Raw genomic sequence first — 23,103 nt, 5'->3', positions numbered from 1 at the left:
TCCGCAAGGCTTTTCCGACCGCAGCAGTGGCGGCGCAAAGTCCCCCGGTCAACGGTCAAGGATCGATTTTGGCGCGCGTGACATTTTAGCTACAGCTTTCCAAGCCGAACGCACTACATTGATCCTCATAACAAGCAGTCGTTGAAAACACGGAGAAATCATCATGAGGAACACACTCGTTCTCGCCGCAGCTCTTGCAGCCGGCCTCTCGTCCGCAGCTCTCGCCGCCGATGCGGTTGAGACCATTCCGAGCGCGCCAGTCGCCTACGAAACCGCTCCGGCATTTTCCTGGTCCGGTCCTTACCTCGGTATCCACGGCGGATACGGCTGGGGCGATGCTGATATCGAAGGCGCTGGTTCCCAGAACTTCGACGGCGCCCGCATGGGTGGCTTCGTCGGCTACAACTGGCAGTTCTCCAACGGTTTCGTTGCCGGTGTTGAAGGCGATGTCAACTACGACTGGAACAACGACGATGTCGCCGCTGGCGTCGATGCCGAAAGCGGCTTCTCCGGTTCGGCCCGTGCACGTCTCGGTTACGCCATGGACCGCACCCTGATCTACGCAGCAGGCGGCTGGACAGCCACCAATGTTGAAGTCGACACGCCGGTTGGCGACGACGACGACACGCTGCACGGCTGGACCATCGGCGCTGGCGTCGATCACGCTTTCACCGACAACCTGTTCGGCCGCGTCGAGTATCGCTACAACGACTACGGCAACGGCAACCTCGCCGGCGCTGATGTCGACTTCAACCAGCACGTCGTGCAGGTTGGCCTCGGCGTGAAGTTCTGATCGCGTCAAGCATCTGATTGTATGAGGAGAAGGCTGCCGCTCGCGCGGTGGCCTTTTTCTTTGGAACTTGTTCTTCAGGGATTTCGACCACTGTCCCGGCCATCATCATCACGGCAGGATCAGGCTCCCGTTGCGAGAGGTTCGCTTAACTTTCCTGTATTAGACGGGACTTGTCGGCTCTTTGCCCGTCGTCCTGCCGATGACGTCGTGCGCGACGTGAATCAGCCGGGTTGCAGTTTCGTGTTTTGACTATTTTCGGAAGTTTCTGCGCATGCCGTTTTCCCCATCGTCTCGCGGGGCAGACCCCGAGAACCGCAAAGGGCTAGGCCGCCGCACCAGACACGGCCTTGGCCCCGCTCTGGCGACGCCTGCGGCGGTATTGGGCTTCGGTGCGTTTCTGGCGCTTTTCGGCTGGGCGGAATATTCCAACTGGAAGACACAGGTCGCACGGGTCGAAGCGGCACTGGAACAGACGGCCGAAGCAATTACCCAGCATGCCGACGACGTGGTGGAAATGTCGCGGCTGCCGCTCGCAAGCCTGATCTCCAAGATCGAGGAGAAAGACGGCGAGGCCGATCTCGCCCAGGCGATCGACGCGCTGATGAAGCGCCAGCTCAGTGCGTCGCCCACACTCGATACGCTCTCCTATCTCAATGCCGATGGCCAGATGGTTGCGACCTCGTCGGCAACACGCCCCGCCGGGGTCTCCTATCAGGACCGCGACTATTTCAAATTCCACAAGGCCAGCCCCTTCCCGCTCCCGGTCCTTGGCAAGCCCATCCTCAGCCGGCTGACCCAGACCTGGGTCCTGCCGATCTCACAGAAGGTGATTTTACCGGACGGCACGTTCGGCGGGGTTGTGGTCTCCACCATCAAGGTCAACCATTTCGTCAATTTCTTCAGCCGCTACGATATCGGGTCCGATGCCTCTTTCCTGCTCGTTCGCGGAGATGGCGTGGTTCTCGCCCGCGCGCCGATGGCCGACAGCATTCTCGGTCAGGACATGTCCAAGAGCGATCTGTTTGCCCATGTCCGCCAGACCCGCGTCGGCGCCTTTCATTACCAGTCACCGATCGACCAGACGGCGCGGGCGGGTGGCTTTCACCAGAGCCAGCTGACCGGCTTGGTGGCGCTCGCGGCCGCATCGGAATGGCAGGTGCTGATCTCCTGGGCGTCGACCGCGAGGACGCGCTGGATCTATGCGGCGATCCTTCTCATCGCGGCCGGGTTCGCCACGGTCTACTGGCGCCGCCAGATGCAGTTGCGCCAGGAGCGCGAAGCGCTGGTCGCCGCGCGCGAGGCGGAGTTCCGCCTGCTCGCTGAATCCTCCAGCGACCTCATCACCCGGTTCGATGAACACGGCATCCGCGAATATGTCTCGCCCTCCTCGATCGGCATCCTCGGGCTCGAGCCAGAGGACCTGATCGGCCGCAGCATCTTTGCCGGCATGGCCGAAGATACCGAATTCCTGGTCCGCCAGGCAACGGAGCGGCTCGGCAGCGGGCCTGGTCATGAGAAATTCCTGATCCGCCACGTCAAGCCCGACGGCGAGGAAGTATGGCTGGAAACGGCGATGAGCCGTCTGCCGGCTTCGCATCCGGCCCAGGCGCCGCGGGTGGTTGCGATCACCCGCGATGTCAGCCGCCACAAGCGCGCACAGGACGAGCTCGATCTTCTCGCCAATACCGACGACCTGACAAGGCTTGCCAACCGGCGCTTCTTCAACGCGCGGTTCGAAGCGATGGTCACTGCGGCGAACCGTTCGATGACGCCGCTGTCGCTGCTGATGATCGACGCCGACCGTTTCAAGCTTTTCAACGACACCTATGGCCACGCGGCCGGCGACGAATGCCTGCGCGCGATCGCACAGGTGGTACGGTCAACCGTCATCCGCCCCGGCGATGTCTGCGCCCGCTATGGCGGCGAGGAAGTGGCGGTGCTGCTCGCCGCAACCGACGCGAAGGCCGCGCATGCCATCGCCGAAAGCATCCGCGTGGGCGTCGAAGAGATCGGCCTGGAACACGGCAGAAACCCACCCTCCAACCGCGCCACGATCAGCGTCGGCCTCGCCACGCTCACCCCCGGCCAGGACCTCGTGACAACCTCGCAAGCCCTCTTCAAGCGCGCCGACGAAGCCCTCTACAACGCCAAGGCCGCAGGCCGAAACCGGGTGGAGTCGGCGGGGAGCTAAGCCCCGCCCAATCCGCGACGCCCCTTACGCCGGCAGTCCCTGCCAGCCGTGGATGCCGACATAGAGGCCGACGGCGATGATGAGGAGGCTGGAGATGTAGGGGGCGCGGCGGGCAACCGTCGAAAACCAGCTCCAGCGCGACGTGGCGTGACGCACGCTCAGCGCAGCAACGGCCCCGACGGTCACCAGCGTGATTGCAAGGCCGATGGAAAAGCACATGACCAGAACGAAGCCGAGCGTGAACTCCTTGAGCTGCAGGCAGAGAAGCAGAACCGTGATGGCGGCCGGGCACGGGATGAGACCTCCGGTCAGACCGAACAGAACGATCTGCCATGTGGTCACCTTGCGGTCGGTGAACCGGCGACGAATGTCGTTGGCATGCGCCATTTCATGGGCATCCTGATACCCGTCCGTCGCCACGTCTAGCCCCTGCATCTCGTCGTGGTCATGGTCGTGGCCTTCCGTGAAGGACAGGTCGTAGTCATGGGTATGGTTGCCGTGGCCAAGGCTCAGGCTTGCGACGAACGCATGCGGCTCGGGAATGTCCGTGGTCGACTGCAGATATCCGCCCTGATCGGCAAAGACGAAGGCCTGCCGCGATCCATCCGGGCGCTGTGTCGTGACGACGACATCGGACGCCGTCCAGCCGTGGCCGCGCTCGGTGCGAAAACGCCAGACAGGCGCAACGCCGTCTTCGAAGATTTCGAGCGTGACGATGCCGTGCCCGGTATCGACCCGCCTGATGTCACCGTGGCCTGCGGCATGCCCCTGTGCTGAACCGTGGTCATGTGCGCCGTGATGGGCGCCGTGATGGCCGTCGTGGCCATGGCCACCGTGGTGGCCGTGATGACCGTCATGCCCATGCGAGCCATCATGCCCGTGGGCGGCAGCGGCCTTTCCCATCTGCTGATCCTGCCATGTTCGCCACAGCATCCAGAGTGCGATCGCAATGATGACCGCCGCGGAAACAAGCTGGAAATAGGGTTCGGAAGCCTCGGCATCCATGCCCTGCCAGAGATACATACCCGCAAAGGCGATGCCCCAGACGACGATCGTGTGCGAGATCGTCGCGGCAAGACCGAGCAGCACCGCCTGCGTGACGGTCCCCCTCACCGCAACGATAAAGGCTGCCATCATCGTCTTCGAATGGCCCGGCTCCAAGCCGTGCAAGGCCCCAAGCAGGATGGCGCTTGGAACAAACAGCCAGGCATGGGCAGATCCCTGCTGCAGGAGGTCGGCAAAATCAGGCATGGGAATATCTCACGGGTATTTAGGTCTCAAAGGTATTTGGTGATCGACTTGAACTCGTCGATGGAGTGGCGCTTCTCCCGATCGAGCGCGCCGATCGCGTCTTCGAGACAGTGGTCCAGATGGTCCTGGATCAGGGTGCGCTTAGCATTGGTGATCGCCTTTTCCACCGCATGCAGCTGCTGGGCGATGTCGAGACACGGCCTGCCGCCCTCGATCATGGCGATCACACTTTTGAGATGTCCCTCAGCCCGTTTCAGCCGCTTGACGATTTCGGGATGACTTTCGTGGACGTGCTCGTGTTCTGTCATGAGCAAATCCTATCCCCCTGGAGGGGATAATACAAGCATTGTCAGAACTGCTTTCAGACGGCTTCCTCGAGCTTTCTGGGTGGAGGCTGCGAGCGTTGTGGCGTTAGCCTGGCTTACGACCGGCGCGCTTCCAGACGCCGCTTGTCACGCTGGATATATTCGAAACCCATCTCGGTCAGCCGGAACTGGCGTTTCTGGAACTCGCCGCGGATGGTGATGAAGCCCTGATCTTCGGCTTCGCTCAACGTCTTCAAGCTGGTGCCCTTGGGCGGAGACTGCCATTCGAGGCCGTTGGCGCTGTGAAGCAATACCATGATCTTGATGATTGTCGTGTCTCCCGGCCGATGCGTTCAGGCCAGACGAATAGCTTTTCGCACGATCCCCTGCAATGACCGATGTTCATGCAGGAATGTCGGGCCCGTGTTGTCAAATTTGCAATGGACTTGACGGCTGCGGTCTGCCAAAAGCGCGAAAGGACGCGACTGCCGTTATCTTTAGAACGGGGTCGGGTGGCCGATTGACGTCACGTCGCTGCCGCGAGATCACGCTGGCCGTCCTTTTGATTTCCCAGTTTTCCCAGCATTCAATCTACGACCTTGGTTGTGACTGCGAACCTTTTGTCAGGAAAAAAGGTCCTGCGGCTTTCACCGAGGACCTCTGATCAGGCTCGATCAGACGGGGGTAAGACCCGTCCAACCGCTACCGTCATTGTTTAATCAGCAACCGGTACCCTGGGCAGTTTCGCCCGTCAGGTTCGGCAGGTTGCCGGAGTTTGCAGCATCGCCTGGCTCACCGCCCGGTGCGCAGCCTGCGCGGCTACCGTAGGCGCCGGTCGAACCGACTGCCGAGCCCGGGGTAACGCTGCCTGTCGAATAAGGGTCTACAGTACCCGATGCGGCTGGCTTCGGCGGGATGTTGCCGCCGGCACCGCTCATGTTCTGCTGGACGTCCGCGCGGTTGGCCGAACCGTTCATATCATAGCTCGTCTGCGCAAATGCTGCAGAGGATAGGCCAAACGAAAGTGCGGCAACAACTGTCAATGTCTTGATCATTTTTGAATTCCTTTTCGTATCCCTACAGGGTGTTAACCGGCCGGGCACAAATTGGTTTCATCTCAAATTCCCGTGAGGAACCGCGCTTTTATGGAACCCGTTTGTCGATGAGCGACTGCGCATTGCGCGCTTCGCGTCGCAGCCAGCGCCGGTTGGCGACCTCGGGCAGATCGTGCGCTTTGGGAATGCGCTTGGTCTTCCAGCGGCGCAGGATCAAAAATCCGAGCGTGCCAATACCGGCAAGCAAGACAACGGCCAGCAGGATCATCGGGGTCTGGTCGACCATGGCGGGGTTCTCCGTAGCAAGGGTTTCATCTTTCTGACCGAACCAACTCGACGCCGGCTCGAGAGTTCCCTTGCTTGGTTGCAACTACAACCAGCCGGACTTCCGGAACCGGTAGAAAAGGATGCTGCAGAGAAGGACGATCGCAACCAGCACGGCGGGATAGCCGTATTCGGTCTTCAATTCCGGCATGTTCTCGAAATTCATGCCGTAGATGCCGGCGATGGCCGTCGGCACCGCAAGAATGGCGGCCCAGGCAGCCAGCTGCCTGGTGATGACGCCCTGGCGCTGCTGTTCCAGAAGGTTCGAGGCTTCAAAGACCGAGGTGATGACTTCGCGAAGTCCGCCCACCATGCCTTCGACCCTTCGGATATGATCGAGCACGTCACGGAAGAACGGCTTGGCGTCCCGGTCGAGGCAGGGAAGGTCGAGATTGACGAGCTTGCCCGCCACTTCCGACATCGGGCCCAGGATACGCCCGAACAGGATCAGCTGACGGCGCAGGCGGAAGAGACGGCGGATCTGCTCGCGTTCGAGAAAGTTCGCGAGCATCTTCTGCTCCATTTCCAGCACCTTGTCCTCGATCGTTTGCACCAGCGGCAGATAGCCGTCGGCGATGAAATCGATGATCCCGTGGAGGACGTAGTCAGGCCCCTTGGAGAGAAGCTGCGGCGAGGCTTCGAGCTGTGCCCGGATGGCGGAATGGTTGCGGGCCGAGCCGTGCCGGACGGTGATGATGTGGCGCCTTCCGACGAAGATCGCCGTCTCGCCATACTTGAATTTCTCGCCTTCCAGATGGGCGGTCTTTGCCACCACGAACAGCTGTTCGCCATAGGCTTCCACCTTGGGCACCTGATGGGCGTTGATGGCGTCTTCGACCGCAAGAGGGTGCAGCTCATAGGTTTCGGCCAGCGCATGCAGCTCGTCCGGTGACGGCTCGTGCAGGCCGATCCAGACGAAATCCTGACCGGACAGTCTCGGCGCCGGCCCATCGACAGGCACCGCCTCGGCACGTTTTCCGTTGCGGTACACATAGGAGGCGACAACTGTCATGGTATGCTCTGCGATGGAGTATGGTCTGCGATGCCGATAACGTACTAGGCCTTGGCCCGTTCCGGCGAATAACCCGCGTCACGGATCGCTTGCGCGGCCTTTGCCTCGTCGCCACCCACCATGACCGTATGCGTGACAAGATCGATCGACACGGGTGCATCCGGCAGCGCTTCGGCGAGAGCGTTTCGCAGGGTCTTTTCGCAGTGGCCGCAGGTCATGTCCGGCACGGTGAAGATCACGGTCATCTCAGGTCTCCTTCTTCAATCTGTATGCGCCGGTGACGCGGAACCGGCAAGGTCGTCGAGGATCGGGCAGTCGGGACGGTCGTTTCCGCCGCAGCAATGGGCAAGGTGCTTCAACGTCTTGACCATGCCCTGCATCTCCGCGATGCGCCGTTCCAGATCGTCGATATGGGTGGTGGCGATGTCCTTGACGGCGGCGCTCTCGCGGCTGCGGTCCTGCCACAGTTTCAAGAGCGCCTGCGTTTCCTCGAGCGAAAACCCCAGCGAGCGGGCGCGCTTGATGAAGCGCAGCACATGCACCTGATCGCCGCCATAGGTCCGGTAATTGTTGCCGGTGCGGGCGGCCGGCGTAATCAGGCCGATCTCCTCGTAATAGCGGATCATCTTGGCCGAAACGCCGGATGCCTGTGCGGCCTCGCCGATATTCACGCTTTCTCTCCCAGTGCGACGGTTTTCAATCGCAGCGCATTGCCAAGCACGAACGTGCTCGACAGCGCCATGGCGGCAGCGCCCAGCATCGGCGAAAGCGTCAATCCGAGCAAGGGATAGAACAGACCGGCGGCGAGCGGGATCAGCGCCACGTTATAGCCGAACGCCCAGAACAGGTTCTGCCTGATATTGCGCATCGTCTCGCGGCTGATCGCGATCGCCGACACCACGCCGGTCAGATCGCCGCCGACCAGCACCACATCGGCGCTCTCGATCGCCACATCCGTGCCGGTACCGATGGCAATGCCGACATCCGCATGCGCCAGCGCCGGCGCATCGTTGATACCGTCGCCGACAAAGGCGATCCGGCGCGGCCGAGGCGAAGTCGCCTGTGGCGAGGACAGAGCAGTGGAACCGCTCCCCTTCCGCAGGTCATCCAGCGCCTTCACCTTGCCCTCGGGCAGAACCTCGGCAACGACCGTATCGATCCCCACCTGGGCTGCAATCGCTTGTGCGGTGCGACGGTTGTCGCCGGTCACCATGGCAACCTCGATGCCCATCGCCCGCAGCGCCTTGATGGCCTGAACGCTCGACGGCTTCAGCGGATCGGCAACGGCAATCACCGCCGCCAGACGACCGTCGATCGCGGTATAGAGCGGCGACTTGCCCTCGCCGGCCAACCGGGCGGCCGTCTGTTCCAGTGGTGCGACCGAAATGGCGAGCTTGTCCATGAACCTGTCGGCGCCGACCGAAATGTCCCGGCCATCGACGCGGGCACTGATGCCGTAGCCGGTGACGGAGCGGAAATCCTCGGTCTCGGCCAAGACCAGACCCTTCGCCTCCGCCGCCTTGACGATCGCATCCGCAATCGGGTGTTCGGAGCGACGCTCGACGGCTGCGGTGAGGCGCAGAACCTCGTCTTCCGATAACCCGTCCACGACATCCAGATCCGTCAGCTGCGGCCGTCCCATCGTCACCGTGCCGGTCTTGTCGAACACGACGAGATCCACATCCGACAGCGCCTGCAGCGCATCGCCCTTGCGGAAGAGCACGCCGAGCCCTGCGGCCCTGCCCGCGCCGACGACGATCGAGACCGGGACGGCGAGACCCATGGCGCAGGGGCAGGCAATGATCAGCACCGCCACCGCCGCCACCAGTGCATGCGATAGCCGCGGCTCCGGTCCGACCAGGAACCAGACGACAAATGTAACGACCGCCAGAAGCATCACGGCCGGCACGAACCACGCAGTCACCTTGTCCACCAGCGTCTGAATCGGCAGCTTGGCGCCCTGCGCCTGTTCCACCAGCCGGATGATGCCGGCAAGCGCCGTATCGCGGCCGACCTTTTCGGCGCGGAAACGGAAGGAGCCGGTGCGGTTGACCGTTCCGGCGGTGACGGACGCGCCCGCAATCTTCTCGACCGGCAGCGGCTCACCTGTGATCATCGATTCATCAACATTCGATTGCCCGTCGATCACGGTTCCATCGACCGGCAGACGTTCGCCGGGACGGATCACGACGATATCGCCGACCACGACCTCGGACGAGGGAATATCGACGACCGCCCCGCTCCGTTCGACCCGCGCGGTTTTCGCCTGCAGACCGGCCAGTTTCTCGATTGCCTCGCCGGTGCGGCCTGTGGCACGCGCCTCCAGCAGGCGGCCGAACAGGATCAGGGTCACGATAACGGCAGCCGCTTCATAGTAGACAAAACGCGCGCTTTCCGGCAGCAGTCCCGGCGCGAAGGTGGCAAACACCGAATAGCCATAGGCGGCAAGAACGCCCACTGCGACCAGCGAATTCATCTCCGGATGGCCCCGCAACAGGGCCGGCAGACCAAGCTTCAGGAACCGCAGACCCGGTCCGAAAATCACCACCGTTGCCAGCACGAAGTAGAGGTAGTGGAGGTTCTGCGTGTCGATGACTCCCATCAGCCAGTGATGGAACGGCGCGTAGACGTGGCCCGTCATCTCCAGCACGAACAGCGGCAACGTCAGCATTGCCGCAATGGCGAGATCACGCTTCAGGACACCCGCTTCTCCGCGATGCATGTGGGCATGGTCGTGAGCGGCGTTTTCATGCGTTGGATGCGGATGCTCGGCTTGGGAATGGGCGGCCCCGGTATGATCAGCATGGGTATGATCAGCCTGCGCGCTCGTCTCCGCAGGCTTCAACGCCGGGTGATGATCAGAGCCCGCGTCAAAACCCGCTTCCCGCAGCGCAAGATCCATCGCGCCGTCGGGGATCTCGTAGCCCATCTTGCGGACAGCCGCCTCCAGCGTCTCCGGATCAAACCCCACACCCGTCTCGACCGTGAGCTTCTTCGTTGCAAAGTTGACAGCGCTTTTCTCGACGCCCGCCACTTTTGCAGCCGCGGTTTCCACCCGGCGCACGCAGGAGGCACAGGTCATGCCCTCGACGGGAACGGTGATCGGTTCGTAGCGATGGATGGGGTGGACAGTCTGGTTCATGGGTCGCGATCCTCTTCGCAACCGCATGTAGGGCTTCCCATCATGGGAAGGTCAAGGGCCGGGCCGTTTTTTCGCGAGGGTTGTTCTTCGCGTCTTCTACCTGGCGCCTGGTGTTTCGCCGACATGCAGGGGCCAGTCGATCAGATAATCCTCGAAATCCTCGACATCGACCTCTTCTTCGCTGATCGTGCGGCCGCGGGCCGAGATGCCGGCCTGGTGGACCGTTTCCGGATCGCCTGAGATCAGCGGGTGCCACCAGTAAAGATCATGGCCGTCGCGCACCAGCCGGTAGCCGCAGGTCGGCGGCAGCCAGGGGATTTCGTCCACCTGGGCCGGCGTCAGCTGGATGCATTCCGGAACGGTCGCCTGGCGGTTGGGATAGTCCTTGCACTGGCAGCTCGTGCCGTCGAGAAGCCGGCAGGCAACCGAGGTGAAAGCCACCTCGCCCGTGTCGTAATCCTCGAGCTTGTTGAGACAGCAGAGCCCGCAGCCATCGCACAGGCTTTCCCACTCCTGCTGGGACAGATCCTCAAGCGTCTTGGTTTTCCAGAATGCGTCTTCCATCATCATATCTGTCGCGGATGGGGACCAATTTTCCCCTGCCGCCTTTACCCTGTTGCGGATTCTCTATCGCGCATAAACCTTTTGTCAGCTAATGCTGAATAACGGTGAGACGCTCATGCCTTTGATCCCTCCGGGGGGTCGGCGTCAAGCGTTTCTCATCGGGCGATGGGGGAAATGGGGCAGGAACTTCCAGTGCAGGACCATCCGAAATCACCGGTTAAGCAAGAGCGCTCCGGCTCCTCGCGCAAGAAGCGCCACATCCTCCTGCGGATCGACAGCTGGATCGATTCCACTGTCTGGAACCTCGGTTTCCGGGCCGGCGAAGTCTGGGAAGAGATCACCATCTTCTTCCGGCGGTTCCGCGTTACAGGCTTGAAAAAGCTTGGTTTCGAGCTTGCCGGCGAGGCTATGACGCTCGGCACGGTCGGTTGCGTTGCGCTTCTGGCGCTTGCCCAGCCAGCCTTTGAAGAAACCAAGGAAGACTGGCGCAACCGGGGCGATTTCGCCGTTACCTTTCTCGACCGCTACGGCAACGTCATCGGCCATCGCGGCATCATCCATGAGGGCTCGGTTCCGATCGAGCAACTGCCGGACCACCTGATCAAGGCTGTTCTGGCGACCGAGGACCGTCGCTTCTTCGATCACTACGGGATCGACTTCATCGGCCTCGGCCGCGCGCTTTCCGAAAACGCCAAGGCCGGCGGTGTCGTCCAGGGCGGATCGACGCTGACCCAGCAGCTGGCGAAGAACCTGTTCCTCACCAACGAACGGTCGATCGAGCGCAAGATCAAGGAAGCGTTTCTGGCCATGTGGCTGGAGGCGAACCTTTCGAAGAAAGAGATCCTGTCGCTCTATCTGGACCGCGCCTATATGGGCGGCGGCACGTTCGGGGCAGCCGCGGCAAGCCAATTCTATTTCGGCAAGAACATCACCGAAGTCAGCCTTGCGGAAAGCGCGATGCTGGCCGGCCTGTTCAAGGCACCGGCGAAATATGCGCCGCATGTGAACCTGCCGGCTGCGCGCGCCCGCGCCAATGACGTTCTGTCCAACCTTGTACAGTCAGGCCTGATGTCGGAGGGCCAGGTGATCGCGGCACGCCGCACGCCGGCAACCGCGATCGACCGCGCCGAGGTCAAGTCGCCAGACTATTTCCTCGACTGGGCTTTCGACGAGGTGCAGCGGCTGGCCAAGGCCGGCAAGATCCGCGAGCATTCGATGGTGGTCAGGACCACGATCGACATGGGCCTGCAGCAGGCAGCCGATGCCGCGATGGAAACCAGCCTTCGCGAATACGGCGACAGCTTCAAGGTGAAGCAGGGCGCCATGGTGATGATCGAAAACGGCGGCGGCGTGCGCGCCATGGTCGGCGGCCGCGACTATGGCGAAAGCCAGTTCAACCGTGCCACCAAGGCGCTGAGACAACCGGGCTCGTCGTTCAAGCTCTATACCTACTCCGCCGCGATGGAGCACGGCTACAAGCCGGAATCGGTGATCTCCGACGCTCCGATCACCTGGCGGGGCTGGTCGCCGCAGAATTACGGTCGCTCCTACAAGGGCAAGGTCACCCTGATGAGCGCCATGCAGCAATCGCTCAACACGGTGCCTGTCCGGCTTGCCAAGGATGTGCTCGGCACCGACGTCATCGTCAACACCGCAAAGGCGTTCGGGGTCGAGACGCCGCTCAGAAGCGACAAGACGATCCCGCTCGGAACGTCCGAGGTAACGGTACTCGACCAGGCCACCGCCTATGCGGTGATGCCGGCCGGCGGCGTGCAATCGCATCGCCACGGGATCGAGCAGGTTCTCGGTTACGGCGGCAACATTCTCTACGATTTCGGCCGCGACGAGGCGCCGGCGAAGCGGGTTCTGTCCGAACAGGCGACCTCATCGATGAACCGCATCCTGACGACGATCCCCTATCAGGGCACGGCGCGCCGCGCGGCACTCGATGGCGGCATCGTCACCGGCGGCAAGACCGGCACGTCGCAGAGCTATCGCGACGCCTGGTTTATCGGCTTTACCGGCAATTACACGACGGCGGTGTGGTTCGGAAACGACGACTTCACCTCGATGAACAACATGACCGGCGGCTCGCTTCCGGCGATGACCTTCAAGGTGCTGATGGACTACGCCCATCAGGGGATCGAGCTGAAACCCATTCCCGGCATCGAAAACCCACTGCCGAACGGCGACCACAAGAGCGACAAGAAGAGCCAGGAAATTGCGAAAGCGAAGGAAGGCGAGAATGCCCTGCCGCCGCTGCAGAGACCGCGCTCGCTTTCGGCCGAAGCCACCAGAACGCTCAAGCAGATCGGCAAGGCGCTGTCCGAGGCTCCACCGCTTACAGCGGGCGGCCCCAAGGTCGCCGATGCCGGCAAGCCAGCTGTCGACGGACAGGCAACCTCTATTCAGGGTTACAAGGTCCAGGGCGCCGCTACCCAAAGCGACAAGGCGTCGGTGCCGGAAGCCGGTCCCGTGACGGGCTCGATATCGACCCGGCATCAGCCGAAACAATCGACGGCGAAGGTGACGCCGATCAATCTGGAAGTGCGGCGCTAGCTAGGTTGGCCTCAGGCAGCGTGCGGGGTGATCCGCTCGAGCTCATCTCCGAGTTCGCGGCGGCGGCGAAGAAGCTCGTAATCAGCCTGCAGGCCGAGAAAGACGCCTTCCGACATGCCGAAATAGCGTGCCAGACGGAGATCCGTATCGGCTGTGATCGAGCGCTTGCCAAGCACGATCTCGTTGATGCGCCGGGGTGGAACACCGACGGCACGGGCAAGCCCGTTCTGGCTAAGCTGCATCGGCTTTAAGAAATCCTCCAGAAGAATCTCGCCGGGATGCGGGTTCGGCAGCCATTCAGCATCAGCTGTGGTAGTCGACGATTTCAACATGTTCGGGGCCTCCGTCAGTCCAAATGAAACATATGCGCCACTGATCGTTGATGCGTATCGAATGTTGCCCTGCTCGGTTCCCGCGCAGCGCCTCGAGACGATTTCCAGGCGGCACGTTCAGATCCAACAGCACACGCGCCTGATTGAGCAGACGCAGTTTCCGCAATGCGGGTGACTGAATATCTCCCGGTAGCCTGCGGCTTCGCAGGCCGTCCCAGATCCGTTCGGTCTCACGATCTGCAAAATCTTTGATCATGCGGAACCATAACGTATGCCGTCATAGCAATCAATATGCCACGCGAGGCCCTTCCCCCTTCCCGCCAAACAATGCTAACCCTTCGCGAACGCTCCAAAAAGACACAAAGCCAATCCCGTGTTCCGTATTCCCTTCCTCATCGCCGTTGCACTTGCCATCGCATTCGGCGGCGGGATCTGGTCGACCCGGCTGGCGCTTGATGCGACGACCGGGTTCGGGGCGCTCCGGATCGGGCCTTGGGAGGCGTTTCCGCAGGCGCAGACGGCCGATGCAGACCCTTATGCCAAATCGCACCGGGCCAATGCCGGCAAGCTTCTCTATGCCAGCGCCGAAGGCCTGACCTTTACCGCGACGACCGACATGACAGGCGAGCGGCTTGTGGCAAGCTGCTCCTACAGGATCCGGGGTCATACGCCGCAGGCACGGTTCTGGACGCTGTTTGCGCAGGCGCCCGGGGCTGCTGCACCCTCGCTGTCGTCGGATTTGCCGCAGGCGCTCAATTCGCGCATCACGCTGCGCCAGCCGAATGGCGAGTTCGAAATCACCGCATCTCCGACGGCCAAGTCCGGCAACTGGCTGGCTCTCACACAAAGCGGGGACTTCAGGCTCGTCCTCACCCTGTTCGACACGCCGACCGCGGGCAGTTCCGGACTGATCGACCTTGCCATGCCGCTCATTGAAAAGATCGGATGCGGCCCATGATCCGGCGGTTTTTCACAGGTCTGGCGTTTGCTGTCGCGGCAGGGCTGGTCGGGGCAGCACTGCTGCATTTGATCATCGTGCTCGCGCTGCCGCATTTTTCGGAAAACGATGCCTATACGCGGGTGCTGAAGGAAGGCGAAACGCAACGGTTCTACCGACTGACCGAAACGGCGGACCGGGCCGGTCTTTCCAAGGACGATCCCTTCGTGGAGACCGCGGTCTGCGGTTTTGACGTATCGGAAGGCCCGGTCAGGCTGACGGCTGAAAATACCGGCCTGCCGTTCTGGTCGCTCGGGATCTATGACGGGGCGTCCAACGAGGTGTTCAGCATCAACGACCGAACGTCGCCGGGCGGCATGCTGGATGTGGTGATCGCGACGCCGACGCAGATGACGATGCTGCGCAAAAGCCTGCCCACCGGGATCAGCCAGTCGATCCTTGTCGAGAGCCAGTCGGGCGAAGGCTATGCAGTGCTGCGGGCGCTGACGCCGCAGGCGAGTTTTTCTGAGGCAGCCACACAGTTTCTGAAGGACGCGGATTGTGGCGCGTTCCAGTGGCGCGGCAGAAGCCGCTTCTAGGTCCGTTTCGTACCGTCCTACTCGGCGCGGACGGCGTGGTTTTCGGCCTTGCGGTCCATCCGGTCGTCGAAACGCTCGTAGCGCACGCCGGTAAACAGCACCACTTCGCCGGGATCGGCCTCGCCGATGCGGATCTGCGGCTTGCGGCCATGCTGGTCACGCCATTTGTTCAGTATCACGATCTCTGCCATGCTCGTCTCCGTGACTTTACGAATTCGAGACGGATGAAGACGAAGATATCTCACCCTGCCCTTTCGGGGCTGACGCGACCTGCCTGATACGGCAGGAACATCCGCGTCCTTCTCGTCAGAGCGCCCAATCGCGGCGCAGCGACATTACCTTAGAAAAGCGACCTCACGGTCGTTATGCGGAGCCTTCGGGCCATCTACCCCGTTTAACGGGCTTTCAGGGTGCCCCGACGCTTATCAAACCGGATGCTACGCAGCGGTTACAGACCAATACAGCCAGACGTGGATTAACAGTGAGTTAATTCTAATATGGCAGTTGATATCGACGTATGCTGGTATCAGGCTGATGAACGCCAAAACGGCATCTTTGTTCACCGCGTCATTCAAACTTCACAGTCTTCGAACGGCACGATTTTGTCGTTTTCGAACGGTCATCGGTGCGCCAAAACGAGCCGCTTTCACTGACCGTTAACCCTCAAAGCGTTAGCATCTGGTAAACCAAGGCGAAACCGACGGGTGCGGCGCGAGAGACAGCTGCATCCGGCGGAATATGCTCCGGGGAGTTCCCCAGGCACAGGTAGATGAGATGCACCGGGGCGCGTGTTTACCCGGCGGCATCACGCGTTTCGGACATGTATTGCGTAGATGAGAGTTGCCCGTGACCAACGAGTTTCGAGACCTTGAGAGGCCACAAGCCATGCGAAAAAAGGATGTGGTGTTGATGGCCACCGTCACGAGCTTCGAAAGCCTGTCGCGTCCTTCCCGCTCCGAACTGAGACAGTTCGCCGAGCTGTTCGCACCGCTGTTTGCCGCCTCTTCGGAAGAAGCCCGCCGCGATGCGGTGGCAGCCCTTTCGCAATCACCCGCCATTCCGCCGGCCGTCGCCTTTTTCATCGGAAGCCAGCCGATCGCGGTCGCCGCACCATTCCTGATTGCCTCGCCCTGCCTTTCCAACGATGCGCTGATCACCATCGCCCGCAGCCAGGGCGTCAACCACGCCCGCGCGATCGCCAAGCGCGAAAGCCTGTCGCCGATCGTCATCGATGCGCTGGTCGGCATGCGCTATGATACGATCGCAAGGCCGATCACCGAACGGCGCGAGCTGCCTACTGCCGCGATCGAGGCCATGTCGACCGTTGTCGAACCCCCGGCAGACACGCCGGTCGAGACCGCAAAGGCCGAAGACGACTTCCTGCTGCCCGAGGAAGCCCGGGCTGCGCGCGAAGAGGAGCTGCGCCGCCGCATCAAGCTTCTGGCCGGCTATATGGAACGCCAGAGCGACGACCGGCAGGGTCTGCGGCAGCTCAGCGAAACGCATGCCGCCCTTCTGGTCCGATTTGCCCGTGCCCGCGAGGCGACGCTGTTTGCCGGCGTTCTGGCAGACGCGCTGTCGGCCAGCCGCTGGCTCGCACAACGGATCATGCTCGATATCTCCGGCCAGCAGCTGGCGACGACGCTCAAGGGTCTGTTCATGGACGAAGCGGAAGCCGTCTTCGTGCTGGAAAGGTTCTACGGTCACCTCGCACACGAACAGCTTGACGGTGCAAGCCGGGCGACGGCCATGTGGCTGGTTCTCGATATCGACGAATGCGGACGAAGGCTCGAAGCCTGGCGCCGGGCCGACGGCTATACCTATGCGGAGCGACCGGTTGCGCAACCCGTCGAGGCCCCTGCCCCCCACGCGACCGAAGAGGCCGAGCGGCCATTCCGTACATCGGCCAGCATGAGACGCGCCGGCCGCGGCCGGTAAGGCCTATCGAGCATCGGCGCTGACGACCTCGATCAGGTCGCCGATCTCTCCCACCTCGATCTCGACCACCCAGAGATCCGGGTCGAAGCGCTTTTCGCGATCGATCGTCTCGCGCACCGTATCGGGCTCCGCCCGCACCAGACGCCGTTCGAACTTGCGCCCGCCATCGTCCTCGTCGTCAAAGAAGTTTTGCGGTGCCGGCGCATAAAGCGTTTCGGTGCCATCGCGAAAGCGTTGGCGGATGAAGATGGCACCAGCCTCCTCGGCACCCTTTTTCTCAACCGCTGCGTAGTCGCCCATGGCAAAGACGCGGCGGGTCAGGGCGGAGACAAATATGTGGGTTTTAAGGCGCATTACAGCGTCATAGCGGCTGCGGACGGCATCGTTAAGCGAAAATAATCAAAAGAAAGTGAGGGTAAAGGCTTGGCAACCCTTTCCTTTTGGCACCGCTGTCATATTTCCCACCCCACTACCGCATTTTTGCCAAAAAGGAGTGGGCCTTGAGCGTTCTTATCAGCATTCTGATCACCTTCCTCGTGATCGTCCTCGTACTTTATCTTGTCGCGCGCCTGCCGCTCGAAGCACGGATCAAGCAGATCATCCAGGTTATCGTACTGATCATCGGCATCATCGCGCTGCTGAAGTATCTGGCCGTATTCTAACAACCGACCCGGCGCGCTTGCGGCTTCAGGCTTAGAGCGCGCCGATCGCCTTCAGTTTCTTCAAAACCGCTTCGCTTGGTTCACCGGTCTCCGGCAAGCGGTAATGCTTTTCGAAACGGCGTATCGCCGCCTTCGTCTGTGCACCGGCAACCCCATCCACTTCGACATCCGAATAGGCAATGTTCTGCAGCCCACGCTGGATCTGCAGCACGAGCTTCGGCGCCGGGATATCCGCCGTCATGACGGCGTTCGACTTCGCGACCGCAGGCGACGGACGCAATCCGCCAGTCGGAATATCCGCGGGCGGGATGCGGATCTGGCCCGACCGCGAACCTCCGGTTTCGGACGAGCGGATCGCCGCCGCCACCGGGTCTTCACTCTTCAGACTGATATTTTCGGCCGGCCGGTTCGCAGGCACCGTCTTCGGCTGCGCCATCGGCTTTGGCTGCACGCGAGCCGTCTCGTCAGCCGCGGATTTTGCAACGACTGATGGCTGGGGTACGGGGACATGCACGGCAGCGGTCGAGGGCTTGCGTTCCGCCTTCAGCGCCGCCAGCAGATCGCTGCCGGCCTCGCCGGATTGCGGCAGCCCCATGCGCTGCTGATACAGCACGATGGCGGACTGGGTGCGCGGACCGGTAACGCCGTCATCGGCCCCGTCATAGAGACCGCGCTTCGTCAGCTCACGCTGGATTTCGGCAACCAGCTCACGATCCTCGTCGGAACCGGGGACCGGCGGTGCTGCGGTGATGAGCGTCGTGATCGGATCGACAGCGGGAGCCTGCATGGGTGCCGGCATTGGAGCCGGCATTGGAGCCGGTTGGACAGCGGTCTGCTCGGCAGGCTGTTCGACCGGTTCGATAAGGGGCTTGGCATCGCCGGACCGTTCGATGCGGAACGTGGTGACGTCTTCTGCCGGCATGCGCTTGTAAGGCCGGTAGCCGGCGATGGCGTTCGGGTCTTTCGGATCGCGTGTGGCAAGGAAGGGCGACGGATGTCCGCCCGGCTGATACCAGAGCGCATTGGCGGCGACGAAACTGAACAGAACGACAAAGCCTGCCGCGCCCAACACAGGACGCGGATGGCGTGTCAGGACGCCGCCCACGACGCCACCAACAAGCCCCCCCGTCGCGGTCACCGCGCGAAGGGCAAGCGCCGGCCGTTTTGCCGGTTTGCGCCTCTCAGGCGATTTTCGCTTTCGCGGGGCCATCGGTAAAATCCTCTTCGTCCATCATGGTCGTAAGTATTTCGGGGGCGATGTGGGCTTGCTGCTTATTCGTGCCTGGCTTGTTGGATATCATAAGGCGCGGCGGAAATTCCACCCTCTCCTCACCGTCATCCACGGCTGCGCCTTCGATGCCGGACCCATCGGCTGGCAGGGCGATCGTGACGACGGTCCCCTCGCCGAGACGGCTTTCGATCGTGAAGCGGCCGCCGTGCAGGGCGATCAGGCCCTTGACCAGCGACAGGCCGAGGCCCGTGCCTTCATACTGGCGGCTCAAATCGTTTTCGATCTGCGTAAACGGCTGGCCAATCGTCGCTAGCTTGTCTGCGGCAATGCCGATACCGGTATCGCTGACCGTGATCACCAGCTTGCCGGCCACAACGGTGGCATCGATCGAGACGACGCCGCCAGCCGGCGTGAACTTGATGGCGTTGCCAGCAAGGTTGATCAGGACCTGCTGCAGCGCGCGACGGTCGGCCACCACTTCGGCAAGGTTGCGGTTGGTGCGGGCTGTCAGCGTGACGCCCTTTTCGCGAGCCGAGTGATCGAGCATCGCACGGCAGGCTTCGACCGCTTCGCTGATATGGAAGGGTTCGGCGAGCAGCTCGTAACGGCCGGCCTCGATCTTCGACATGTCGAGCATGGTGGTGACGACCGACAGGAGGTGGCCGCCTGACTGGCGGATGAGGCCGACATATTCACGCTGGCGGTCATTGGCGAGCTTGCCGAAATATTCGCCGGCCAGAACATCGGAAAAGCCGAGGATCGCATTGAGCGGGGTGCGCAGCTCGTGGCTTACGGCGGCGAGGAAGCGCGACTTCGCCTCATGGGCCGACTGCGCCTCGATCGTGCGATTTTCGGCTTCGACCCGCAGGCGCTCTTCGGCACTGCGATCGAGCGCCTGGACGAAGATCTGGACCAGATCGCCTTCGCCGTCGCGGATCGCCGACATGTCGAACGACATATGCAGGAACTGCCGGCCGCCGACGGCGCTGAAGGGACGTTCGACACGGATGTCGACGATTGCGTTGCGGCCACCCTGGCGCAGCGTATCGACGGCCTGAAGAAGCGCCAGACGATCGGAAACGTGGACGATTTCGGCCAGCATTTCGCCAAGGCCGGCTTTCAGCTTGTCCGGGAATGCGGCGTGGTCGCGACCGCCGAGCTTGACCACCCGTCCCTGCGGATCGACGATGAGGGCGAGGCCGGGGCAGGCATGAAAGGCGATATCATCGACGGCTGGCGCGTTGGCGACCGGCCGGACGACATTGCGGGGCCATGCAAAGGCAAGCGCTGCGAGAATCAGGAAGAGCGCCGAAACGACGGTTGCGCCAAGCGGCAGAGCCAGTGCCGGCTTCATAAAGACGGAGAGAAGAGCCGGCACGGCAACGAAGGCGACGCCACCGCAAAAGGCAAGCCGGCGCAGCGACGCGACGGCCGCGGCAGAGACGGTTTCGCCCTCGCCGATGCGTCGCAGCCAACGGGATGCAGCCCCGTCAACCAGCAGAACCGCCCTCTCGGCAATGTCACTCAATACGCGCACGCAAAACCTACTCAGTCTCATATTCGAGGCTTCACAATAGGGCTCGTGCGCTTAAGGAAACTATAAAGACAGGCTTCCGCCGCCCCATCCAGGGCCCCGTTTTCCGGCTTTGGCACACATCCACGGCTTGTTTTTCAATTGTGGTTAACAGGGCGTAAGCGTCGGAATTGGTTTGATTTTTCCTGATACATTAACCATTGGGGCAGATCCACGGACCGACAACCCTTGGCGCGTGGGCGGGCCGCCCCATTTATGCTTAATCCGGTTTGTTAAAATTGTCCGGAAGCATCCGTCCACCCCGCCGCCCGAGCAAGGAAAGGTCGCATTTTAATCGAATTTGCCGAAAACCCGAGCGAACCCGTCAAAGCGATGTTCGCTCCCCGCGGCTAGATTGACGCCAAGACCGGAACAGGCAAGCCAGACGACTGGAGCTTAGCCGGCACGCCCGAAAACGGGCAAAACAGGTGGACCAAGACGATGTGGTTTCTGATCAAGGGAAGTGCGTTCTTCGCAGCCGTGCTGGTGGTGCTGTCCTATTTCAGTGCCGAACCGGCCTCCGATGACGCCAACATTTCGCCGCTCCAGGTGGCCGATGCGGTGTCCGCAGCAAGCGGCGCCTATCAGTATATCAGTGCGATCTGCAGCGAACGTCCCGAAGTCTGCGAAAAGGGCGCCGACACCCTCGCCGTGCTTGGTGTCCGCGCCAAGGAAGGTGCCCGTGTCGCCTACGAGCTTCTCGACAAGCAGTTCGGCGACGGCCAGCCGAAGCTTGCCATGAAGGCCGACCCAGAAGCCACCCCGATGCCATCAGGTTCGCTTTCCGACATCAGCATCGAGACCCCCCGCGGCGAGCAGGTTGCGACCGGCACGATCCCCCGCAACATTCCGGTGCCGCTCAAGCGCCCGACGCTCTGAGCGCTTCTCCAACGAAATTCAAAGCTTGCACCGGGTCTCGTGCCACGGTTCCCGGTGCCGGACTGCCTTAACTCTCATCAGCCTGTTGCTGACGCCGTGAGGACCAACATCCTCACGGCGATTTTTTTGCTTTAATCGAGGCTGTGACCGCCTATATGAAGGCGCAAACGGGACCGCACGCCATGGCCAGCATCGAACAGATCATCGACGATTTCGCCTATCTCGAAGAGTGGGAGGATCGCTATCGCTATGTGATCGAGCTCGGCAAGGCCATGCCCGACCTTTCCGACGACAAGAAGACTGCGGAGAACAAGGTACAGGGCTGTGCCAGCCAGGTCTGGGTCGTCAGCCACGGCAGCGATGACAGCGCCGACCCCGTGATGACGTTCGAGGGCGACAGCGATGCGCATATCGTGCGCGGGCTCGTCGCAATCGTGCTGTCGGTCTATTCCGGCAAGCATGCGTCTGAAATCGCCTCCACGGATGCGATCGAGGTGTTCGACAAGATTGGCCTTGTGGAGCATCTTTCGGCACAGCGCGCGAATGGCCTGCGCTCGATGGTCAAGCGCATCCGTCAGGAAGCGGTGATCATGCAGGCCGCCTGATCAAGACACGGATTTCCGGTATTAACCCTGTCGCACGATAGTAGTCCCGCTCACCCGGACGTGAAGGACTGCCGATCCTCGTTGTTATACTGATGCTCTACTCGCTTGTTTAAAAGCAACCACAGGGCAGCAGGATGCAGGACAAGGCAAACCGTATCGCATACCTGGACGGATGGCGCGGCATCGCGATCCTGTTCGTGATCGCCGACCATTTCTCAGGCGGGCTTCTGCCCTTCGGTTCACTCGGCGTCGAACTCTTCTTCGTCTTGAGCGGACGGCTGATGGCCGATATTCTGCTCGTCCGCAAGACCGACATTCCGACCTTCTTCCAGCGTCGGTTCTCCCGCATCTATCCAGCGCTCCTGGTGTTTGCCACGGCGATGCTCGCCGTCTCCGTCGTTGGCGGGCTTGCTGGCGCGCCGTCGCATCTCCTGCTGGAGCCTTCCGCCTATCTCGCGGCGATCACCTTCACCACGAACTATTACGAGGCCTGGACCCACACGTCGTCGGTGCTGGGGCATGTCTGGTCGCTGTCGGTCGAGGAACACAGTTATGTTCTGCTCGCCCTTCTCGTCGTCATCGTCATCCGCAATGCGAGGGCTGCGGCTTTCGTCAGCCTGGCAATTGCCATCGCCGCAATGGCAAACGGTGCGATCCGAACCAGTCTCGCCGAACCGGGCGCCATGAGCGTGTACTGGCTGAGCGATGTGCGGATGGCCTCGATCTTTGCGTCGGTGGCGCTGTTCGTGCTCATCGACAAGGTTCGCGTCCCGGCTGCGGCTCCCATTGTCGCCGCCATCCTCGGCCTGTCGCTGTGGATCCTGCCGGCGCCGGATATGGCCCGCTATACGGTCGGGACGCTGCTTCTCGCCTTTGCCATCAACACGATCGATTTGGCGCCAAAGGCAGCGCTCGGCGCCCTGTCGTTCCAGCCGCTTGCCATGATCGGCATCTGGTCCTATTCGCTCTATCTGTGGAAGCAGCCCTTTTACAAGGTGGCAGAGATCGCTCCCTGGTGGGCGACGCCTATCCTTGTCGCCGCGATGTTTGTGGCAACGCTTGTGAGCTTCTACGGGGTGGAGCAGCCGGCCCGGAGATACATCAACGGCCTGAACCTGTTTCGCAGGCGCCAGGCCATAGCTGCGGTCTGA

The 23,103-nt window shown here is 61.9% G+C and carries 25 protein-coding genes and 1 pseudogene; 10 read left to right on the top strand and 16 right to left on the bottom strand.

The features are described 5' to 3' along the window. The first annotated feature begins 163 nt into the window (after positions 1-163). Both J3A65_RS05825 and J3A65_RS05820 read left to right on the top strand, forming a co-directional pair. Positions 164-793, top strand: a complete 630-nt coding sequence (locus J3A65_RS05825; RefSeq protein ID WP_062453463.1) for an outer membrane protein — start codon at positions 164-166, stop codon at positions 791-793. A gap of 271 nt (positions 794-1,064) precedes the next feature. Further along, positions 1,065-2,984: a diguanylate cyclase gene (locus tag J3A65_RS05820; protein WP_209900243.1), complete on the top strand. Its 1,920-nt coding sequence runs from the start codon at positions 1,065-1,067 to the stop codon at positions 2,982-2,984. A gap of 24 nt (positions 2,985-3,008) precedes the next feature. Here the strand turns inward: J3A65_RS05820 and J3A65_RS05815 are convergent, their stop codons facing one another. From J3A65_RS05815 to J3A65_RS05770, 10 genes are all read right to left on the bottom strand, one after another. Beyond that, positions 3,009-4,235 (bottom strand): nickel/cobalt efflux transporter, encoded by a 1,227-nt coding sequence (locus tag J3A65_RS05815; protein WP_209900241.1) that lies wholly within the window; start codon positions 4,233-4,235, stop codon positions 3,009-3,011. 26 nt (positions 4,236-4,261) lie between these two features. After that, a complete protein-coding gene (locus tag J3A65_RS05810; protein WP_209900239.1) occupies positions 4,262-4,543 on the bottom strand; it encodes a metal-sensing transcriptional repressor in 282 nt (93 codons plus the stop codon). A 113-nt stretch (positions 4,544-4,656) separates the two neighbouring features. Next, positions 4,657-4,857, bottom strand: a complete 201-nt coding sequence (locus J3A65_RS05805; RefSeq protein WP_209900237.1) for a hypothetical protein — start codon at positions 4,855-4,857, stop codon at positions 4,657-4,659. A gap of 402 nt (positions 4,858-5,259) precedes the next feature. After that, positions 5,260-5,595 (bottom strand): hypothetical protein, encoded by a 336-nt coding sequence (locus J3A65_RS05800; protein WP_062453468.1) that lies wholly within the window; start codon positions 5,593-5,595, stop codon positions 5,260-5,262. A gap of 88 nt (positions 5,596-5,683) precedes the next feature. Next, on the bottom strand, positions 5,684-5,881 hold the full coding sequence (locus J3A65_RS05795; protein WP_062453469.1) for a hypothetical protein: 198 nt from the start codon (positions 5,879-5,881) through the stop codon (positions 5,684-5,686). An 84-nt stretch (positions 5,882-5,965) separates the two neighbouring features. After that, on the bottom strand, positions 5,966-6,931 hold the full coding sequence (locus J3A65_RS05790; RefSeq protein WP_209900234.1) for a magnesium and cobalt transport protein CorA: 966 nt from the start codon (positions 6,929-6,931) through the stop codon (positions 5,966-5,968). Positions 6,932-6,975: 44 nt separating this feature from the next. Next, positions 6,976-7,176, bottom strand: a complete 201-nt coding sequence (locus tag J3A65_RS05785; RefSeq protein ID WP_062453471.1) for a heavy-metal-associated domain-containing protein — start codon at positions 7,174-7,176, stop codon at positions 6,976-6,978. A gap of 15 nt (positions 7,177-7,191) precedes the next feature. Continuing rightward, on the bottom strand, positions 7,192-7,602 hold the full coding sequence (cueR, locus tag J3A65_RS05780) for a Cu(I)-responsive transcriptional regulator (RefSeq protein WP_062453472.1): 411 nt from the start codon (positions 7,600-7,602) through the stop codon (positions 7,192-7,194). Further along, positions 7,599-10,073 carry a heavy metal translocating P-type ATPase gene (locus tag J3A65_RS05775; protein WP_209900232.1) on the bottom strand — a complete coding sequence of 825 codons (2,475 nt, stop codon included), beginning with the start codon at positions 10,071-10,073 and terminating at the stop codon, positions 7,599-7,601. Before J3A65_RS05775 ends, cueR begins: the two co-directional genes overlap by 4 nt. 96 nt (positions 10,074-10,169) lie before the next feature. Next, positions 10,170-10,640 carry a YcgN family cysteine cluster protein gene (locus J3A65_RS05770; RefSeq protein ID WP_209903347.1) on the bottom strand — a complete coding sequence of 157 codons (471 nt, stop codon included), beginning with the start codon at positions 10,638-10,640 and terminating at the stop codon, positions 10,170-10,172. Between the two features lie 189 nt (positions 10,641-10,829). Here J3A65_RS05770 and J3A65_RS05765 point away from each other — a divergent pair. Further along, positions 10,830-12,980, top strand: a pseudogene (locus tag J3A65_RS05765) (transglycosylase domain-containing protein); the annotation flags it as partial. Between the two features lie 227 nt (positions 12,981-13,207). Here J3A65_RS05765 and J3A65_RS05760 read toward each other — a convergent pair. Together J3A65_RS05760 and J3A65_RS05755 are read right to left on the bottom strand one after the other, a co-directional pair. Continuing rightward, positions 13,208-13,528, bottom strand: a complete 321-nt coding sequence (locus J3A65_RS05760; protein ID WP_113111215.1) for a HigA family addiction module antitoxin — start codon at positions 13,526-13,528, stop codon at positions 13,208-13,210. Beyond that, positions 13,500-13,784 (bottom strand): type II toxin-antitoxin system RelE/ParE family toxin, encoded by a 285-nt coding sequence (locus tag J3A65_RS05755; protein ID WP_113111216.1) that lies wholly within the window; start codon positions 13,782-13,784, stop codon positions 13,500-13,502. The genes J3A65_RS05760 and J3A65_RS05755 overlap by 29 nt, the downstream gene beginning before the upstream one ends. 117 nt (positions 13,785-13,901) lie before the next feature. Between J3A65_RS05755 and J3A65_RS05750 the strand changes: the two genes are divergently transcribed. Continuing rightward, on the top strand, positions 13,902-14,486 hold the full coding sequence (locus tag J3A65_RS05750; protein ID WP_113111217.1) for a DUF1214 domain-containing protein: 585 nt from the start codon (positions 13,902-13,904) through the stop codon (positions 14,484-14,486). After that, positions 14,483-15,064, top strand: coding sequence for a DUF1254 domain-containing protein (locus J3A65_RS05745; RefSeq protein ID WP_092662465.1), 582 nt, complete (start codon positions 14,483-14,485; stop codon positions 15,062-15,064). Before J3A65_RS05750 ends, J3A65_RS05745 begins: the two co-directional genes overlap by 4 nt. Before the next feature lie 17 nt (positions 15,065-15,081). Here the strand turns inward: J3A65_RS05745 and J3A65_RS05740 are convergent, their stop codons facing one another. Then, entirely contained in the window at positions 15,082-15,255 is a 174-nt protein-coding gene (locus J3A65_RS05740) for a hypothetical protein (RefSeq protein WP_156461810.1), read from the bottom strand. A gap of 655 nt (positions 15,256-15,910) precedes the next feature. Here J3A65_RS05740 and J3A65_RS05735 point away from each other — a divergent pair. Then, complete coding sequence (locus J3A65_RS05735) at positions 15,911-17,002, top strand: DUF2336 domain-containing protein (RefSeq protein ID WP_209900227.1); 1,092 nt, start codon at positions 15,911-15,913, stop codon at positions 17,000-17,002. 3 nt (positions 17,003-17,005) lie between these two features. Here the strand turns inward: J3A65_RS05735 and J3A65_RS05730 are convergent, their stop codons facing one another. Next, the gene (locus J3A65_RS05730) at positions 17,006-17,356 is read right to left on the bottom strand and encodes a DUF1491 family protein (RefSeq protein ID WP_209900225.1); all 351 of its coding nucleotides are present in this window, start codon (positions 17,354-17,356) and stop codon (positions 17,006-17,008) included. A gap of 146 nt (positions 17,357-17,502) precedes the next feature. Between J3A65_RS05730 and J3A65_RS05725 the strand changes: the two genes are divergently transcribed. After that, positions 17,503-17,664, top strand: a complete 162-nt coding sequence (locus J3A65_RS05725) for a Thivi_2564 family membrane protein (RefSeq protein WP_092662461.1) — start codon at positions 17,503-17,505, stop codon at positions 17,662-17,664. Positions 17,665-17,695: 31 nt separating this feature from the next. Here the strand turns inward: J3A65_RS05725 and J3A65_RS05720 are convergent, their stop codons facing one another. Next, the gene (locus tag J3A65_RS05720; protein ID WP_209900223.1) at positions 17,696-18,874 is read right to left on the bottom strand and encodes a peptidoglycan-binding domain-containing protein; all 1,179 of its coding nucleotides are present in this window, start codon (positions 18,872-18,874) and stop codon (positions 17,696-17,698) included. Then, positions 18,846-20,432 (bottom strand): HAMP domain-containing sensor histidine kinase, encoded by a 1,587-nt coding sequence (locus J3A65_RS05715; protein WP_343060932.1) that lies wholly within the window; start codon positions 20,430-20,432, stop codon positions 18,846-18,848. The genes J3A65_RS05720 and J3A65_RS05715 overlap by 29 nt, the downstream gene beginning before the upstream one ends. A 477-nt stretch (positions 20,433-20,909) precedes the next feature. Between J3A65_RS05715 and J3A65_RS05710 the strand changes: the two genes are divergently transcribed. From J3A65_RS05710 to J3A65_RS05700, 3 genes are all read left to right on the top strand, one after another. Continuing rightward, complete coding sequence (locus tag J3A65_RS05710; protein WP_113165187.1) at positions 20,910-21,347, top strand: DUF5330 domain-containing protein; 438 nt, start codon at positions 20,910-20,912, stop codon at positions 21,345-21,347. 182 nt (positions 21,348-21,529) lie between these two features. Beyond that, entirely contained in the window at positions 21,530-21,952 is a 423-nt protein-coding gene (locus tag J3A65_RS05705) for a SufE family protein (RefSeq protein WP_062453480.1), read from the top strand. A 134-nt stretch (positions 21,953-22,086) separates the two neighbouring features. After that, on the top strand, positions 22,087-23,103 hold the full coding sequence (locus J3A65_RS05700) for an acyltransferase (RefSeq protein ID WP_209900221.1): 1,017 nt from the start codon (positions 22,087-22,089) through the stop codon (positions 23,101-23,103).

This window comes from Rhizobium sp. PvP014 (genome assembly GCF_017876855.1).
GTDB lineage: Bacteria > Pseudomonadota > Alphaproteobacteria > Rhizobiales > Rhizobiaceae > Neorhizobium > Neorhizobium soli.
The sequence above is the reverse complement of the archived record's forward strand: the minus strand, read 5'-3'. Positions and strand labels throughout refer to the sequence as shown.

Bases quoted from the DNA above. Each gene is read 5' to 3' on its own strand.
- J3A65_RS05825 (WP_062453463.1), top strand. From the start codon at position 164: ATGAGGAACACACTCGTTCTCGCCGCAGCTCTTGCAGCCGGCCTCTCG.
- J3A65_RS05820 (WP_209900243.1), top strand. From the start codon at position 1,065: ATGCCGTTTTCCCCATCGTCTCGCGGGGCAGACCCCGAGAACCGCAAA.
- J3A65_RS05815 (WP_209900241.1), bottom strand. From the start codon at position 4,235: ATGCCTGATTTTGCCGACCTCCTGCAGCAGGGATCTGCCCATGCCTGG.
- J3A65_RS05810 (WP_209900239.1), bottom strand. From the start codon at position 4,543: ATGACAGAACACGAGCACGTCCACGAAAGTCATCCCGAAATCGTCAAG.
- J3A65_RS05805 (WP_209900237.1), bottom strand. From the start codon at position 4,857: ATGGTATTGCTTCACAGCGCCAACGGCCTCGAATGGCAGTCTCCGCCC.
- J3A65_RS05800 (WP_062453468.1), bottom strand. From the start codon at position 5,595: ATGATCAAGACATTGACAGTTGTTGCCGCACTTTCGTTTGGCCTATCC.
- J3A65_RS05795 (WP_062453469.1), bottom strand. From the start codon at position 5,881: ATGGTCGACCAGACCCCGATGATCCTGCTGGCCGTTGTCTTGCTTGCC.
- J3A65_RS05790 (WP_209900234.1), bottom strand. From the start codon at position 6,931: ATGACAGTTGTCGCCTCCTATGTGTACCGCAACGGAAAACGTGCCGAG.
- J3A65_RS05785 (WP_062453471.1), bottom strand. From the start codon at position 7,176: ATGACCGTGATCTTCACCGTGCCGGACATGACCTGCGGCCACTGCGAA.
- J3A65_RS05775 (WP_209900232.1), bottom strand. From the start codon at position 10,073: ATGAACCAGACTGTCCACCCCATCCATCGCTACGAACCGATCACCGTT.
- J3A65_RS05770 (WP_209903347.1), bottom strand. From the start codon at position 10,640: ATGATGGAAGACGCATTCTGGAAAACCAAGACGCTTGAGGATCTGTCC.
- J3A65_RS05760 (WP_113111215.1), bottom strand. From the start codon at position 13,528: ATGTTGAAATCGTCGACTACCACAGCTGATGCTGAATGGCTGCCGAAC.
- J3A65_RS05755 (WP_113111216.1), bottom strand. From the start codon at position 13,784: ATGATCAAAGATTTTGCAGATCGTGAGACCGAACGGATCTGGGACGGC.
- J3A65_RS05745 (WP_092662465.1), top strand. From the start codon at position 14,483: ATGATCCGGCGGTTTTTCACAGGTCTGGCGTTTGCTGTCGCGGCAGGG.
- J3A65_RS05740 (WP_156461810.1), bottom strand. From the start codon at position 15,255: ATGGCAGAGATCGTGATACTGAACAAATGGCGTGACCAGCATGGCCGC.
- J3A65_RS05730 (WP_209900225.1), bottom strand. From the start codon at position 17,356: ATGCGCCTTAAAACCCACATATTTGTCTCCGCCCTGACCCGCCGCGTC.
- J3A65_RS05720 (WP_209900223.1), bottom strand. From the start codon at position 18,874: ATGGCCCCGCGAAAGCGAAAATCGCCTGAGAGGCGCAAACCGGCAAAA.
- J3A65_RS05710 (WP_113165187.1), top strand. From the start codon at position 20,910: ATGTGGTTTCTGATCAAGGGAAGTGCGTTCTTCGCAGCCGTGCTGGTG.
- J3A65_RS05705 (WP_062453480.1), top strand. From the start codon at position 21,530: ATGGCCAGCATCGAACAGATCATCGACGATTTCGCCTATCTCGAAGAG.
- J3A65_RS05700 (WP_209900221.1), top strand. From the start codon at position 22,087: ATGCAGGACAAGGCAAACCGTATCGCATACCTGGACGGATGGCGCGGC.